Below are 15,334 nucleotides of genomic sequence, written 5' to 3'. Positions count from 1 at the left end.
CTAACTTCAAAAATAAACAATTCTATCGCCATATAACCACATTAGCTAGTAAAAACAAGGCAAATAAACTTCAATTCACTTATCTTTGCTTTTTAAATAATTAATATCACGCAATGGCTAAAATTCTAACAGGAGTTCAAAGTACAGGAACTCCACACTTAGGGAATCTTTTAGGAGCTATTCTACCAGCAGTAGAAATGGCAAACAAAAAAGAGAATGAGTCTTTTATTTTTATTGCGAACTTGCACTCTGCAACGCAAATTAAAGACGCTAAAACTTTACAAGAAAATACCTATAGTGTTGCGGCTACTTGGCTTGCTTGTGGTGTAGACGTTAATCATGTAACTTTTTACCGCCAGTCAGATGTACCGCAAACAACTGAGCTTACTTGGTACTTAAGTTGCTTCTTTCCATACCAACGTCTAACATTAGCTCATTCGTTTAAAGATAAGGCAGATGTTTTATCTGATGTTAATGCAGGGTTATTTACTTACCCAATGCTGATGGCTGCGGATATCTTACTATACGATGCAGAATTCGTACCTGTAGGAAAAGACCAAATGCAACACTTAGAGATCACACGTGATGTAGCATCTCGTTTCAATCATCAGATGGGAGAAACTTTTGTATTACCAGAGGTGAAAATACAAGAGGAAGTAATGGTAGTGCCTGGTACAGATGGAAACAAAATGTCTAAGTCTAGACACAATACCATCAATATATTCCAAACAGATAAGGTATTGAGAAAAGAAGTAATGGGCATCGAGACAGATAGTACTCCTCTAGAAGATCCTAAGAATCCTGATACTTGTAATGTATTCACGATCTATAAACTATTAGCTACTCCAGAACAAGTAGAAGCGATGAGAGCTAAATACTTAGGAGGTAACTATGGTTATGGACATGCAAAACAAGAGCTTTTCGAACTTATCGTTGAGAAGTTTAAAGATATTCGTGAGAAATACGAGTACTATATCAATAACTTAGAAGAAGTAGATCGTCTACTAGGTATTGGTGCAGAAAAAGCGTCTGTAATCGCTACAGGAACTTTAAATAAAGTAAGAGAGAAACTAGGTTACGGAAGTGCTAAATAGTCTTCTATAACCTTTCTTTAGATATCTTATAAGCCTTACCTCAGTGTAAGGCTTATTTATTTATCATCACTATAGGAGTTCAAAATACTTACCTGGCAATGGTCTTACTACACCAAGCATTTCTAAATTAAGCAGGATACTACTTACCTTATAAATCGGAAGGGAACAACTGAGTGCTATAATATCTAGTAACTCACGTTCGTGTTTACTCAAAAAATCTACAATCAATTGTTCTTCAGGATTGAGATCAAGAAACAATTGGGGTTGAATAACTTTAGGCGCTTTAGCTTGAGCATCCCAGTTTAAAGTTTCTACAATCTCCTTAGCAGAAGTTAATAATTGAGCTTTATTCTTTTGAATCAGATGATTGCAACCTGCACTCATAATATCACCAACTCTCCCAGGAACTGCAAATACGTCTCTGTTATAATCATTAGCAAAATTCACCGTAGACATAGAGCCCCCCTTAATAGCACTTTCTACAACGATAGTCGCTTGAGACATCCCAGCTACAATGCGGTTGCGCTGAATAAAGTTCTCTCTATCTACCTTACTACTTACCCAAAACTCAGATAGACAAGCTCCACCCTGTTCTTCAATACGCCTAGCTACAGCTGTATGAGCATCTGGATAAACTCTATTCAACCCATGTCCAAGAACAGCATAAGTATCTAAACCATTGTCTAAAGCAGCAACATGTGCAGTAATATCTACTCCGTAGGCTAGACCACTCACAATAATAGGATTATACGGCTTCAGATCACTTATTAATTCCATACAGATATCCACACCTCTTTTGCTTGGATTACGAGTACCTATGAAGCTAATGACCTTTCTATTGTCTAAACTGATACTGGGTCTTGTACTAAACAACAGTAAGGGACTATCCTCACACTCTTTCAACAAGGAAGGGTAACAACTATCTGTATAATCAAAACAAGACAGGTGATACCTTTGGATATTTCTTAACTCTTGTTCTGCTCTTTTTAAGACATTGCTATCTTGAAGATTGCGCCATAGCATATTACCAATGCGATGTACAGCAATTACATCCTTCTCTTTTGCTAAAAAGACTTCTTTAGGAGAACCAAAGTAATCTAATAATCGCTTAGCTGTTATCGGCCCTACGCCCACAGTAGATTGTAATGCCAACATATAAAATAACCTTTCTTCTTCCATAGATAAATTGGTAATCAATTATAGTATTTGTATCTTCACATCACAGCCTCAAAAACCTATCCAACATCATGTCAACCCGCGATATTCTTTCATTTGTTTTAGTAATATAACTTACTAGATATAAAAAAGTTATCAGTGGTTAAAAATAATAGTGAATATTTTTTTGATTAGTTATTGTTTAATGTAATTTTGTCTTTATGAAGATCGAAAAATACATATCAGCTTTGCTTTATCGATACCAGTGTGTAATCATTCCTGGTTTTGGAGCTCTATTGACAGAAATCAAGTCATCATACTACAGTGAGGAGAAACAATGTTTCTTCCCTCCTCAGAAGAGTCTTTCTTTTAATGCGAATATTAAGCATAACGATGGGTTATTAGCTAATCATATCGCTGTAGAAGAGAATATCTCTTATGATGAAGCTGTTCTTTTAATCAATCAGAGTATTAAAGGATGGGAAGTAGAGTTGCGCAATATCGGTAGTTTAGAATTACTGAATGTGGGTATGTTCCAAACTAATTCTGAAGGCAATCTAGTATTCGAACCTGCTTCTAATAGTAATTACTTAATGACCTCTTTTGGTCTATCTACAGTAATAGCAAAGACGATAGAGCGATCTCCTATCATCCCACTTGCAGAAACTGTAACTGTGCCTACTGTTAAAACGAATAAGAAGTACACATTCTTTAAATATGCGGCTGTAGTAGCTTTATTTATAAGTACAGCTGGAGTTTTTGTAAACAAAGGATATGAAGCGTATTTAAATGACGAAGCGTACACTGTAAGTAAAAATGTTCAAAGTAGAGTGGAGAATAAAATTCAACAAGCTACATTCATCATAGAGCCTACTGCTACTACTATCTCTATTCCTGTAAAAGAAGAAGAGGTAGTCTTAGAAGAGACTGTAAGTACCCCTTATCACGTTATCGCATGTGCTTTTAGATCAGAACAAACTTCGCTATCCGAGGCTAAGAAACTACAGAAAAAAGGGTATGAAGGCGCAAAAGCACTATCTCGTACGAAGTATGGAGTGTATCCTGTCTCTTATGGTAGCTATACGACCCAACAAGAGGCTCAACGAGAAATGAGAAAAATACATAATACTATCAATATTGATGCTTGGATTTTAGTACAATAAATAGTTAAAACATATATCCCGAATCTGAAAAGGTTCGGGATTTTTATTTAATGTGCCTATATTTGTCGAAAATAATAACAATGGAAGCAAAATTAGTATCTGAATCAGCTACTTTAATGACAGACTTAGTTCTACCAGGAGAGACTAACCCACTTAATAATATGTTCGGTGGAGAATTATTAGCTCGTATGGATAGAGCTGCTGGTATCGCTGCTAGAAGACACTCGCGCAGAGTATGCGTTACTGCATCAGTGAACCACGTCGCTTTTAACAGACCTATTCCTCTAGGAAGTGTAGTAACTGTGGAGGCTAAAATATCACGCTCATTTAACTCGTCTATGGAAGTATACTTAGATGTATGGATCGAAGACAGAGAATCAGGAATAAAGAAAAAAGCAAATGAAGCTATCTATACATTCGTAGCTGTAGATGATACAGGTCATCCTGTAGCTATCCCTGAGCTAATCCCTGAAACAGATTTAGAGAAAGAAAGATACATCGGAGCCTTAAGACGTAAGCAGTTAAGTCTAGTTATCGCAGGAAAGATGAAACCGAGTGACGCTACAGAACTTATAGCTCTATTTAACGAATAATATTATGAAGAAATTATTATCCCTATTTGTAGTTGCATTCTTTGCATTACAGACAGCTAATGTATTTGCTTGGGGTACTACTGGTCACAGAGTAGTAGCTGAATTAGCAGAAAGAAACTTAAGCAAAAAAGCTAAAAAACAATTAAAAGAAATCATTGGTAACCAACAATTAGCGTATTGGGCTAACTGGCCAGACTTCTTAAAGTCGGATCCTTCTTGGAAGTTCGCAGATAGCTGGCACTATATCAATATGCCAGGTGATCTAGATAGACAAGCATTCGATAAAGAACTAGCTAACTCTACAGATGAGAACTTATACAAAAGAGCTCTTATCCTTATCGAAGAGTTAAAAGACAAGAATCTTCCGTTAGCTAAAAAACAAGAGAATCTGTACTTTTTAATCCATATCATCGGTGATGCTCATCAACCACTACACATCGGTAGACCAGAGGATCTAGGAGGAAATAGAGTAAAAATAGAATGGTTTAGAAAAGCAACTAACTTACACAGTCTATGGGACTCTGCTCTAGTTGACTTCGATAAATACAGCTACACAGAGTATGCTACCGTACTAGATGTACACGGTGCTAACTACAATCAAAAAATCACTTCTGGTACATTAGAAGATTGGATTTATGATTCGTATACGATGGCTAATAAACTATACGCTAGTGTAGAGCCTGAAGAATCTCTAAGCTACAGATACCACTTTGATCACAAAGACAACGTAGAAAGTCAATTACTAAAAGGGGGATTAAGATTAGCTAAAATCTTAAATGACATCTTTAAATAAGACAATTCTAAAGCATATAAAAAAGGCGAAGTAATGATACTTCGCCTTTTCTTATTTATTGCTAAAATTAGCTTATTTACTCTTTTAATTATCGACTATAACTAGATCTAGACGATGATGAACTACTGCTTCCTCCTCTACTGTAGCCTGATGAGCTACTTCCAGAAGATGAACGGCTATAGCTACTACTAGGGTAAGAGCTACTAGACGAGCGACTGTAGCTACTGTTACTAGAACTACTCGGATAAGAAGAGCTGCCTCTACTATAACTAGATCTTGAAGATGAGTTACTTGGATAAGATGAACTTCCTCTACTATAGCTAGATCTAGAATAAGATGAATTATTAGACGATGAGTTCGTATTATTAGAAGAGTTACCTCTACTGTAGCTAGAACGAGAATTGCTACTTCCTGTATTCGATATCGCCTCTCCTCTATTATAAGAACCTGAACTAGTATTATCTGTAGAACTACTACCTCTGCTGTAGCTAGAACGAGAGTTGCTGCTTCCACTATTCGCTATCGCCTCTCCTCTGCTATATGAACCAGAACCATTAGTATCTGTAGAACTACCTCCTCTGCTGTAACTAGAACGAGAGTTACCACTTCCATTACTAGATGTGCTACTATTATCCGTATAAGCAGATCTTCTATAATTTGGATTTTGGTTACTGTCCACTGAGTATTCACTACGTGAGTTAGAACTACCTCTTGTATCTGTTAGATCTTTTCTATTGTAGAAACTATCTTCTCCATATCTAGTTCTAAAGGATTGATTTGGATTCTGGCTTTCATAAGAGTTCTGAGCTACATCATAATACATTCTTTGTGCACGTGTACTATATCTATTACTAGAATAATAATAATTATTATAATGATTAATCTGAATGTGTACATGACTCATATATCTGTCTGTACTATAAGGAGAATAATGGTAGTAATAGTCAGGATAATATCCCCAACCCCACGATGAGTGATAAGCTCTATAATTATTCGTCCAGAATAAAGTAAACATGGGAGGTCTACTTAAATAAACAGGCTCATAAATATAGTTAGGTCCATACAGATAAGAGTTCCCTACTACTTGCATTAATACTACATTTTCTCTAGTATCTTTTTCTACTTCAATAGTTGCAACATCTTGGAAAAGATCCTTGCCTAATACTGCCTGAATGACAATAAGGTGTGTTCTTCCTTCCACTAATTCCACAACTCGTAGATAATCTACATAACCATCTCTATTCAAATCGAGGTTATTGATTCTCAAGTTAGGGTCATTCAATCTAAATTCAAAGTCAGCTAAATCCTTAGACTCTCCAAATATAGAAGCTACAGCCTGAAGGTCTAGATTATCGCTAATGTCATAGTTATTAGCTGTTACGACAGCTCTCTGACCAAAACTTAAAGCCTCAGTAAGAGAAAAAATAACTAAAAATATATATTGTATTGTTTTCATTTCAAAAAGTATAAAATGTTATCACTTCTTCTATAATGGCAAAAAATGTACCATAACAATCTATAGCAAGATACTGAAAAACAAAGAGTAAAAGTTATTTGATTTCATAAAAAGAGTAAATGTTTTCATAATATTCCACGTTTTAAGGGTAGTGATAACAAATTAAAAGACAGTATTTTAAAGTATCTACTTATTTAGTCTTACAATTTTAGTAATTTTGCACTATAATATAGTTTATATGATTGATAGAGAAGAAATAAATTTTGAACGTTCTGTAATCGTTGGAATCATTACACAAGATCAAGATGAATCAAAGCTAAATGAGTATTTAGACGAATTAGAGTTTTTGACATTTACTGCAGGAGGACAAGTATATAAGCGTTTTACACAGAAAATGGACAAGCCGAACCCTAAGACCTTTGTTGGTACTGGGAAGATGCAAGAAATTCATAATTATATTGTAGAGAACGATATTCATACCGTGATATTCGATGATGAACTATCGCCTGCTCAACAAAAGAATATTTCTAGGGAGCTAGACTGTAAAGTACTAGATCGTACTAACCTAATCCTAGACATCTTTGCGCAAAGAGCACAAACTTCGTATGCAAGAACTCAAGTAGAGCTAGCACAATTCCAGTATTTATTACCTAGACTATCTGGTATGTGGACGCACTTAGAAAGACAACGTGGAGGTATCGGAATGAGAGGTCCTGGAGAGACAGAGATAGAAACAGATAGACGTATCGTACGTGACCGTATTACCCTTTTAAGAGATAAATTAAAGGTAATCGATAAGCAAATGGCTTCTCAAAGAGGAAACCGTGGAGCAATGGTACGAGTAGCCTTAGTAGGATATACTAACGTGGGTAAGTCTACACTAATGAATGCTGTAGGTAAAAGTGAAGTATTCGTAGAGAATAAGTTGTTTGCAACGCTAGATACTACTGTACGTAAAATCGTAATTGGTAACTTGCCATTCTTATTGTCAGATACTGTAGGGTTTATTCGTAAACTACCTACTCAGTTAGTCGAGTCATTTAAAAGTACCTTAGATGAAGTAAGAGAAGCAGATCTATTATTACACGTGGTAGATATTTCTCATCATGACTTCGTAGATCACATCGAATCTGTAAATGAGATCCTTAAAGATATCAAGAGTAATGACAAGCCTACTATTATGATATTTAACAAAATAGATGCTTATCAACCTGAGAGAATCGAAGAAGACGATCTAATGACAGAACGCACTTCTAAACACTATTCAATAGAAGAATGGAAGAAGACTTGGATGAATAAAGTAGGTGAAAACAATGCTATTTTTATCTCAGCAACAAACAAAGAAAACTTTGAAGAGTTTAGAAAGAAAGTTTACGAAGCAGTACGTGAAATCCACATTACACGTTTCCCTTACAACAACTTTTTATTCCCAGATTATGACCATTTAATTGAATCTTCAGAAGAAGAATAAAATATTTGTTTATAAATTAATTAGTAAAAGAAGATTAGATAATAATATTTTTTCTATTTTTACAGTATTGCTAAAAAGCTGATTATATGTATTTATCAATGAACAATAATTTCTCTAATAATAATTTGAATCGTTTCTACGACTCGAAGAGGAATCCTATTGGCATTGATTTAAGTTAATTATATATTATTTCATTATCCGTTTAAAGGCTCCTCTCTGAGGAGCCTTTTTTATTTTAAAACAAATTCAAAAACAAAAAATCATGAGCAAAAAAGAAATTTTACAAACAGAAAAATCCATTGCATTAGTCAAAGAACAATTCTCTAAAGGACTATGTGACGCACTTAACCTATACCCTATATCATCACCTATGATCGTAAATGAAGGCACAGGTATTAATGATGATTTAAACGGTATAGAGCGTCCAGTGTCATTCCCTGTAAAATTTCTAAATAACAATCGCGGTGTAGTAGTTCACTCATTAGCAAAATGGAAAAGAATAAGACTACAAGAGCTAGAGTTAGATGCTCATGAGGGAATTCTAACAGATATGAAAGCTCTTCGTCCTGACGAAGATAGTAGTCCTATACACTCTATCTATGTAGATCAATGGGACTGGGAGTTACGTATTGAAAAAGCAGATAGAACATTAAGTTATTTGAAAAATATAGTACGTTCGATCTATCAAACATTGCTAGACACAGAACACAGAATATATGAAGAACTAGGAATAGAACCTATCCTACCTAAAAAACTGTCTTTTATCCATTCTGAGCAACTTTTACAACTATACCCTACTCTTGCTCCAAAAGAAAGAGAACATGCAATAGCGAAAGAATATGGAGCTATTTTTATTATAGGAATTGGAGGAAAGCTATCTAATGGCATTCCGCATGATAGCCGATCTGCTGACTATGATGATTGGACTACTCCTACAGAAGATGGTTATAAAGGACTAAATGGAGATTTACTAGTTTGGAACCCTGTTCATGGTAAATCATTAGAACTATCTTCTATGGGAATTAGAGTAGACAAAGAAGCTTTAGAACATCAATTAGAGTTAGCAGGAGCTTTAGATAAAAAATCATTGTTATATCACAGCTTATTACTTGAGGACAAGTTACCTCTTTGTATAGGTGGAGGTCTTGGTCAGTCGAGAATTTGTATGTTTTTATTACGCAAAAAGCATATTGGAGAAGTACAAGCGAGTATCTGGCCAGAACAAGTAAGAAAAGAAGCTGAACTAAAAGGGATTAACCTATTATAATAAAGAAAAGGTTGGCAGATGCCAACCTTTTCTTTATATATATTCTCTTAGAAGTTGTAGTTTACTCCTACTCCAACCATTTCTCTAACTTGGAAGCCTTTATAAGCTAAGTCATCATAGATTGTTTGGAATGTAAAGTTTGTAGAAAGATATTTATTAATCTTCATCACTACATTCAACTGATAATCAATTACCACATTCTCTGGTTTTTTCAGATAGTTAGAATATAAGTTTAAGATATTCTCAACAGATACATTCTCCATAATGTCGAATTTGTAGTATCCATTAACAGACATCCCCAGTTGGTATTTCATTGATTTACCTTTTTCAACACCAAAAGCATCACCAAACTCTGTAAAGTGGTCATGAACAAAAATGAAACGCGAAGTAGCTGGTGCTATATTCACTTTCAAATTATCACTCTTTTTCCACAACATACCAGGTCCTACTTGTAAGTAAGCTGGAGACATAAAGTGTGAGTTGTATACTCCATCTTTATCTATCCCTCGATCCATCTGAGTCTTGAAATTCAAGAATGCAGAATAGAACCAATTACCTTGAGCTTTTTTACCTAGTAAAGAGTTAAACTCTAATCTATCATCCGTTTTTTTCTGATCTTGCCCTTTTAACTTAGTAAGACCATAACTAGCAATTATTTTATTATCCCAGTTCCAATCACCTTGTTTGTAATTGAAATCGTAATTCACTTTAAAACTTCCAGATACGTTATTATCTCCACCTGCTTGCCAATTTGAGAAGCTAGATTGGTTAAGTAAAAAAGTAAAATTACCCGTTCTTGTCCATGGGCTAACAGCTTCTGTTGCTGTATTAGCCTCAGTTTCCTGAGCCTGAGCTGAATACACTGCTAAGAAAGCGCACACTCCTAATAAAAGTCTCTTCATATTGTTAAAATTTTAATCAAAAATAATAACAATAAGTTAAAATAGCAAAGAATGAACTACTTTTTAATTGTACGTTTATACACAGGTACTGCAGAACATGCTTCTCCAAACATCACTGAACGTGCATGATTCATCATTAATTGTGTTGCTAAAACATACGCCTCCTCTGGGATTTCTTTCTTTGAACAACCTTTAATAATTACTGGTAAATCTGCATATTGAGAATAATCTAAAGAAAATAATAATTCCTGATAAATAGATTTTTCCAAATGTGCTCTATCACCTAAAAATATACGTTTCGCAACTGGTTGAAGATGACTGGTCAAAAGCATATATGCCCATCCTGGAAGAATAGCGTCTGTAGAACAGAAAAGTCCTACATAGGCATTCTCATAAATAGACCAATCTACTTCTTTTAATGAAGCTCTGAATTCTTTCTCTCTAAGAACAAATCCTTCGTATAACCATTGTGCTATATCTATATCCATACGAGGATTCGTAGGATACAACTCTTCTAAGTCAAAAACTTTAAGAGCGCTATTAGCAACCTTATTTACAATTTCTCCCTCCATAATTAAAGCATTCCTAACTCTAATTTAGCCTCTTCACTCATTAAATCTTTTGTCCAAGATGGCTCAAAAGTTAATTCAATCTCAACACTTTTTACATTGTCTATTGATCTTACCTTCTCCTCTACTTCCATTGGTAAAGTCTCTGCTACAGGACAGTTAGGTGAAGTTAATGTCATTAAAATCTTAACGTCGTAATTTTCATTAACAAAAACATCATAAATCAATCCTAACTCATATATATCTACAGGAATCTCTGGGTCATATATAGTTTTAAGAACCTTAACTATATTCTCCCCTAATTGTTGTACATCTACTTCTTCCATATTCTATAAATTTATTGTTTAGCTTGATAAGCTAAAGCATACATTTTAATTTGTTTGATCATTGAAACTAATCCATTCGCTCTAGTCGGAGACAAATGTTCTTTTAGACCTATCTCGTCAATAAAAGACATATCTGCATTTAGAATATCTTCTGTTCTCTGTCCTGAAAACACTCGAATCAAAATAGCAATAATTCCTTTAGTCAAAATAGCATCACTATTTGCCGTAAAAACGACCTTACCATCTTGTAATTCTGCATACAACCACACTTGTGATTGACATCCTTTAATCAAGTTCTCTTCTACTTGATACTGAGGATCGATTAACGGAAGGGTTTTCCCTAATTCTATAATATATTCATAACGTTGCATCCAATCGTCGAACATTGAAAAATCGTCAATTATCTCTTCTTGAATTTCTTTAATTGTCATATCGTTATATTTTCTTTATTTACTTATTATGATAACATCATTTGTGCTTTCTTCACTGCTTCTACCAATACATCGATCTCTTCTTTTGTATTATAGAAAGCAAATGAAGCTCTAATCGTACCTGGAATGCCAAAAAAGTCCATAATAGGTTGTGTACAATGATGCCCTGTACGCACAGCTACACCAAGTTTATCAACGATAACTCCAACATCATAAGGATGAATACCTTCTAGATTAAAAGAAATCACAGAGGTCTTCTCTTTAGCAGTTCCGTATATTTTAAGTCCTTCTATTTCAGATAAACGTTTTGTTCCATACTCTAAAAGTTCATGTTCATAGGCTGCTATTTTATCAAACCCTATTCCATTTAGATAATCTAAAGCAACTCCTAACACAATCCCTCCAGCAATATTCGGCGTACCTGCTTCAAATTTATGTGGTAGACATGCATACGTAGTCTTTTCAAAAGTAACAGTCTTGATCATCTCTCCTCCTCCTTGATAAGGTGGTAGTTTGTTTAACCATTCTTCTTTTCCATAAAGAACTCCAGTACCTGTTGGTCCACACACCTTATGTCCTGAAAAAACATAGAAATCACAATCAAGGTCTTGTACATCAGGTTTAATATGCGGTGTTGCTTGAGCACCATCAATTAATACAGCAGCTCCCACTTGATGAGCTTTAGCTATAATTTCCTTAATTGGGTTGATAGTACCAAGCGCATTAGAAATATGGGTTACAGCTACTACTTTTGTATTAGAGTTTAATAGCTTGTCAAATTCTTCCATAATTAAATCACCATCCTGATTCATTGGAATAACTTTCAATGTAGCTCCTGAACGTTCACAAGCGAACTGCCATGGCACAATATTAGAATGGTGCTCCATAGCTGAAATAAGCACCTCATCACCTTCCTTAAGTAAACTACCAAAACCACTTGCCACCAAGTTTATTCCAAACGTAGTCCCTGCAGTAAACAGTACTTCATAATCATGCTTAGCATTCACATGAGCTTGTACTTTTTTACGAGCTTCTTCATACGCATCAGTAGCCAATTGGCTTAGTGTATGCACACCTCTATGAATATTTGCATTGATAGTTTCGTAATATTTAACAATTGCATCCTCTACCACTTTTGGCTTTTGTGCAGTAGCTGCGTTGTCAAAATAAACTAAAGGCTTGCCATTTACTGATTGAGTAAGAATTGGAAAATTCTTACGTACCTCCTTTATATCTAACATATTACTTTTCATTTAATTAAAAATACTCGTCATACTTCTTTAGTATGCAAATGTAAAAGCAAAGATAAGGATAACTATACTTTAGCCTACTAAATATTAATTTAAAATTAATCTAAATATGTTTTGTAACGCGTAAAAAAGATTCTATTTTTGCCATAATTTAGAACTATTTCAAATAAACAACTCAAATGAAAAAACTAACAGCTTTATTCCTAATCGTTACAGCAATGATGAGCTGTAATTCTAAAAAAGAACAAGAGTCTACACCAGTTGAAACGACTCAAGTAAAAGAAAGAATTATTTCTCTAAATGGAGCAATTACAGAAACACTTGTTGCTCTTGGAGAAAAAGAAAATATAATAGCAGTAGATGTAACTAGTACTTATCCTGAGAACATTAAAACAACAGCTCAAGATCTAGGACATACTTCTAAAATATCTATCGAAAGCATTATGGCGTTAAAACCAACGATTATATATGCTACAGAAAAAGACCTTAATGATGACTTTAAAAGTCAATTAGAAAAAACAAAAATACGCTTAGAAGTTATTAAACAAGAGTTCTCTTTAGAAGGAACAAAAACATTAATAAAAACAGTAGCTAAATCATTAAACAATGAAAACTACCAACCACTTCTAGACAAAATAGATCAAGATTTACAAGATCTTCCTTCATTTGAAAACAAACCTAAGGTATTGTTCATCTATGCTCGTGGAGCTGCAACACTTCTTGTAGCAGGAGACAAAACACCAGTAAACAATATAGTAGGTCTAGCAGGAGGACAAAATGCTGTAACAGAATTTGAAGATTTCAAACCTCTTACACCAGAATCATTACTAAACAGTAACCCAGACTATATCCTAATGTTCACAACAGGATTACAAAGTATGGGAGGTATCGATGGAGTATTAAAAATCGACGGTATCAACAAAACGAATGCTGGTAAAAACAAAAAAGTAATTGCAATGGATGGCTTATTATTAAGTGGATTCGGTCCAAGAGTAGGTCAAGCAGCGAAAGAATTAAATCAATTACTATCTGAATAAATTATAATGAAAACCAAACTCTCTTTTTACGCAATAGTATTATCTGTTATCTTAATTGTAATAGCCATTGCGTCTATATTCATAGGAGTTTATCAATTTGAGTCTGGATCATTTCAGACTTTATACCAAATATTGTTCACTAAGCAAGAGGTAAATCCAAGCGACTATTATGTATTTTTTGATGTCCGACTTCCCAGAGTTCTAATGGCAATCTTAACTGGCGCTGGACTATCTCTTGCCGGAACAACACTTCAAGGGATGTTTAAGAATCCCCTTGCCTCACCTGACCTTATAGGTATTACAGCTGGCTCTGTATTATTTGCAGCAGTTACTATTGTTTTAGGATCTCACATTAAATCCTTGATCCCAGAAGCTGTACACTACTCACTACTGAGTATCATGAGCTTTATAGGAGCCATCATCACGATGACTTTTGTGTATAAAATGTCCACCACAGCAGGTAAGACGAATATCAGTGTCTTACTATTATCAGGAGTAGCTATTACTTCCCTAACAGGTGCTGCGACAGGCTTGCTTACTTATCTATCAAGCGACGAAGAGTTAAGAAACCTGACATTCTGGACCTTAGGTAGCTTAGCAGGAGCGACTTGGACTAAAGTTAGTATCCTTGCAGTAGTAATACTAGTATCTATAACCTTGTTAATCAACAAGGGAAAAGCTTTAAATGCTATGATGCTAGGAGAACGAGATGCTACCCACTTAGGAATACCAGTAGAGAAAACAAAGAAAAAAATAGTACTATTATCTGCCCTTATGGTAGGTACCATAGTAGCATTCACTGGAACTATAGGATTCGTAGGATTAATAGTTCCATATATACTTAGACTTGTTTTTAAATCGAACTATTACTTTATCCTACCCCTGTCTACACTATGTGGTAGTATATTATTATTAGTTGCAGATACAATAAGCAGAACACTAGTGCCGCCTTCAGAGATTCCGATAGGTATTCTTACTTCGATTATGGGAGCACCAGTATTTATTGCTATATTAATCAAGTTTAAAAAATCACTCTAATTATGATTGAAGCTTTTAAAATAAACTATTTAGCAAAAGGAAATTATATCATCAACGATATAGATTTCGAATGTAAAGAAGGTGAGTTTATTGCGATATTAGGTCCTAATGGAGCTGGTAAGTCTACATTCTTAAGTATACTTGCTGACGAATTACACGAAAAAGGAAACAAGGTTTTATTGAAATCATGTGAATACCCTAAATGGTGTACGAAAGAACTACCAAAGCACAAAGCTAAGTTTTCACAACATCACAATGGAGATATCCCCTTAAACGTAGAAGACGTAGTGATGATGGGTAGATATCCTTACTTTGACCACATCCCTACAGAAGAAGACAAGACTGCAGTACAGCAGAGTATGGACTGTATCGACATCTGTCCACTACAGCACAGAGAGTATAATCATCTGTCTGGTGGAGAGAAACAACGTGTCCACTTAGCTAGAGTATTATCACAGTTAAACAATAATGTTGAGAATAAGCTGTTATTCTTAGACGAACCATTGAACAATCTAGATGTACTACATCAGCATCGTATCATGGATATCATTAAAGAATTTACGTCTAAAGGAAATACAGCTATCGTAGTAATACATGATCTAAATTTAGCAGCACAGTATGCTGATAAAATACTCTTGCTACAAAAAGGGAAAAAAGTAATCTATGACACACCTGCAGAAGTATTAACTCAAGAGATCATCTCTGAGGTATATAACTTCCCATGTGTAGTAACTAAAAACCCTGTTAGCAATAATCCTTTAATAATATTTGGTATCTAAAAACAATAAT

Annotated in this window: 16 protein-coding genes; 9 read left to right on the top strand and 7 right to left on the bottom strand. The window is 34.7% G+C overall.

The genetic code is table 11. The annotated features are described in order from the left end of the window. Window positions 1–113 precede the first annotated feature (113 nt). Entirely contained in the window at window positions 114–1,094 is a 981-nt protein-coding gene (trpS, locus tag MYRA21_RS06020) for a tryptophan--tRNA ligase (RefSeq protein ID WP_006257868.1), read from the top strand. A 69-nt stretch (window positions 1,095–1,163) separates the two neighbouring features. Here the strand turns inward: trpS and dprA are convergent, their stop codons facing one another. Beyond that, the gene (dprA, locus tag MYRA21_RS06015; protein WP_006257869.1) at window positions 1,164–2,249 is read right to left on the bottom strand and encodes a DNA-processing protein DprA; all 1,086 of its coding nucleotides are present in this window, start codon (window positions 2,247–2,249) and stop codon (window positions 1,164–1,166) included. 221 nt (window positions 2,250–2,470) lie between these two features. Between dprA and MYRA21_RS06010 the strand changes: the two genes are divergently transcribed. The 3 genes from MYRA21_RS06010 to MYRA21_RS06000 all read left to right on the top strand — a co-directional run bounded on the left by MYRA21_RS06010 (window position 2,471) and on the right by MYRA21_RS06000 (window position 4,798). Continuing rightward, a complete protein-coding gene (locus MYRA21_RS06010) occupies window positions 2,471–3,412 on the top strand; it encodes an SPOR domain-containing protein (RefSeq protein ID WP_006257870.1) in 942 nt (313 codons plus the stop codon). Between the two features lie 80 nt (window positions 3,413–3,492). Beyond that, window positions 3,493–4,005, top strand: coding sequence for an acyl-CoA thioesterase (locus tag MYRA21_RS06005; RefSeq protein ID WP_006257871.1), 513 nt, complete (start codon window positions 3,493–3,495; stop codon window positions 4,003–4,005). A gap of 4 nt (window positions 4,006–4,009) precedes the next feature. Further along, on the top strand, window positions 4,010–4,798 hold the full coding sequence (locus tag MYRA21_RS06000; RefSeq protein ID WP_006257872.1) for a S1/P1 nuclease: 789 nt from the start codon (window positions 4,010–4,012) through the stop codon (window positions 4,796–4,798). Between the two features lie 88 nt (window positions 4,799–4,886). Here the strand turns inward: MYRA21_RS06000 and MYRA21_RS05995 are convergent, their stop codons facing one another. After that, window positions 4,887–6,254 (bottom strand): hypothetical protein, encoded by a 1,368-nt coding sequence (locus MYRA21_RS05995; protein ID WP_006257873.1) that lies wholly within the window; start codon window positions 6,252–6,254, stop codon window positions 4,887–4,889. A gap of 238 nt (window positions 6,255–6,492) precedes the next feature. Here MYRA21_RS05995 and hflX point away from each other — a divergent pair, with 238 nt between their 5' ends. Together hflX and asnA are read left to right on the top strand one after the other, a co-directional pair. After that, window positions 6,493–7,725, top strand: a complete 1,233-nt coding sequence (gene hflX, locus MYRA21_RS05990; protein ID WP_006257874.1) for a GTPase HflX — start codon at window positions 6,493–6,495, stop codon at window positions 7,723–7,725. 262 nt (window positions 7,726–7,987) lie between these two features. Next, window positions 7,988–8,992 carry an aspartate--ammonia ligase gene (gene asnA / locus MYRA21_RS05985; protein WP_006257875.1) on the top strand — a complete coding sequence of 335 codons (1,005 nt, stop codon included), beginning with the start codon at window positions 7,988–7,990 and terminating at the stop codon, window positions 8,990–8,992. Window positions 8,993–9,039: 47 nt separating this feature from the next. Here asnA and MYRA21_RS05980 read toward each other — a convergent pair whose 3' ends face one another. The 5 genes from MYRA21_RS05980 to MYRA21_RS05960 are packed head-to-tail and all read right to left on the bottom strand — an operon-like array spanning window position 9,040 to window position 12,461. Beyond that, window positions 9,040–9,894 (bottom strand): DUF3078 domain-containing protein, encoded by an 855-nt coding sequence (locus tag MYRA21_RS05980; RefSeq protein WP_006257876.1) that lies wholly within the window; start codon window positions 9,892–9,894, stop codon window positions 9,040–9,042. A 56-nt stretch (window positions 9,895–9,950) separates the two neighbouring features. Beyond that, a complete protein-coding gene (locus tag MYRA21_RS05975) occupies window positions 9,951–10,466 on the bottom strand; it encodes a DUF2480 family protein (protein WP_006257877.1) in 516 nt (171 codons plus the stop codon). Between the two features lie 2 nt (window positions 10,467–10,468). Continuing rightward, window positions 10,469–10,789, bottom strand: a complete 321-nt coding sequence (locus tag MYRA21_RS05970; protein ID WP_006257878.1) for an iron-sulfur cluster assembly protein — start codon at window positions 10,787–10,789, stop codon at window positions 10,469–10,471. A gap of 11 nt (window positions 10,790–10,800) precedes the next feature. Continuing rightward, window positions 10,801–11,220 carry a SufE family protein gene (locus MYRA21_RS05965; RefSeq protein WP_006257879.1) on the bottom strand — a complete coding sequence of 140 codons (420 nt, stop codon included), beginning with the start codon at window positions 11,218–11,220 and terminating at the stop codon, window positions 10,801–10,803. Between the two features lie 26 nt (window positions 11,221–11,246). Further along, window positions 11,247–12,461: an aminotransferase class V-fold PLP-dependent enzyme gene (locus MYRA21_RS05960; protein WP_006257880.1), complete on the bottom strand. Its 1,215-nt coding sequence runs from the start codon at window positions 12,459–12,461 to the stop codon at window positions 11,247–11,249. A 188-nt stretch (window positions 12,462–12,649) separates the two neighbouring features. Here MYRA21_RS05960 and MYRA21_RS05955 point away from each other — a divergent pair, with 188 nt between their 5' ends. The 3 genes from MYRA21_RS05955 to MYRA21_RS05945 are packed head-to-tail and all read left to right on the top strand — an operon-like array spanning window position 12,650 to window position 15,324. After that, window positions 12,650–13,507 carry a hemin ABC transporter substrate-binding protein gene (locus MYRA21_RS05955; RefSeq protein WP_006257881.1) on the top strand — a complete coding sequence of 286 codons (858 nt, stop codon included), beginning with the start codon at window positions 12,650–12,652 and terminating at the stop codon, window positions 13,505–13,507. A gap of 6 nt (window positions 13,508–13,513) precedes the next feature. Beyond that, window positions 13,514–14,545: an iron ABC transporter permease gene (locus MYRA21_RS05950; RefSeq protein WP_006257882.1), complete on the top strand. Its 1,032-nt coding sequence runs from the start codon at window positions 13,514–13,516 to the stop codon at window positions 14,543–14,545. A 2-nt stretch (window positions 14,546–14,547) separates the two neighbouring features. Further along, window positions 14,548–15,324, top strand: coding sequence for a heme ABC transporter ATP-binding protein (locus MYRA21_RS05945; protein ID WP_006257883.1), 777 nt, complete (start codon window positions 14,548–14,550; stop codon window positions 15,322–15,324). Window positions 15,325–15,334: the final 10 nt, after the last annotated feature.

Source organism: Myroides sp. A21 (genome assembly GCF_000807225.1).
GTDB lineage: Bacteria > Bacteroidota > Bacteroidia > Flavobacteriales > Flavobacteriaceae > Flavobacterium > Flavobacterium odoratimimum.
The sequence above is the reverse complement of the archived record's forward strand: the minus strand, read 5'-3'. Positions and strand labels throughout refer to the sequence as shown.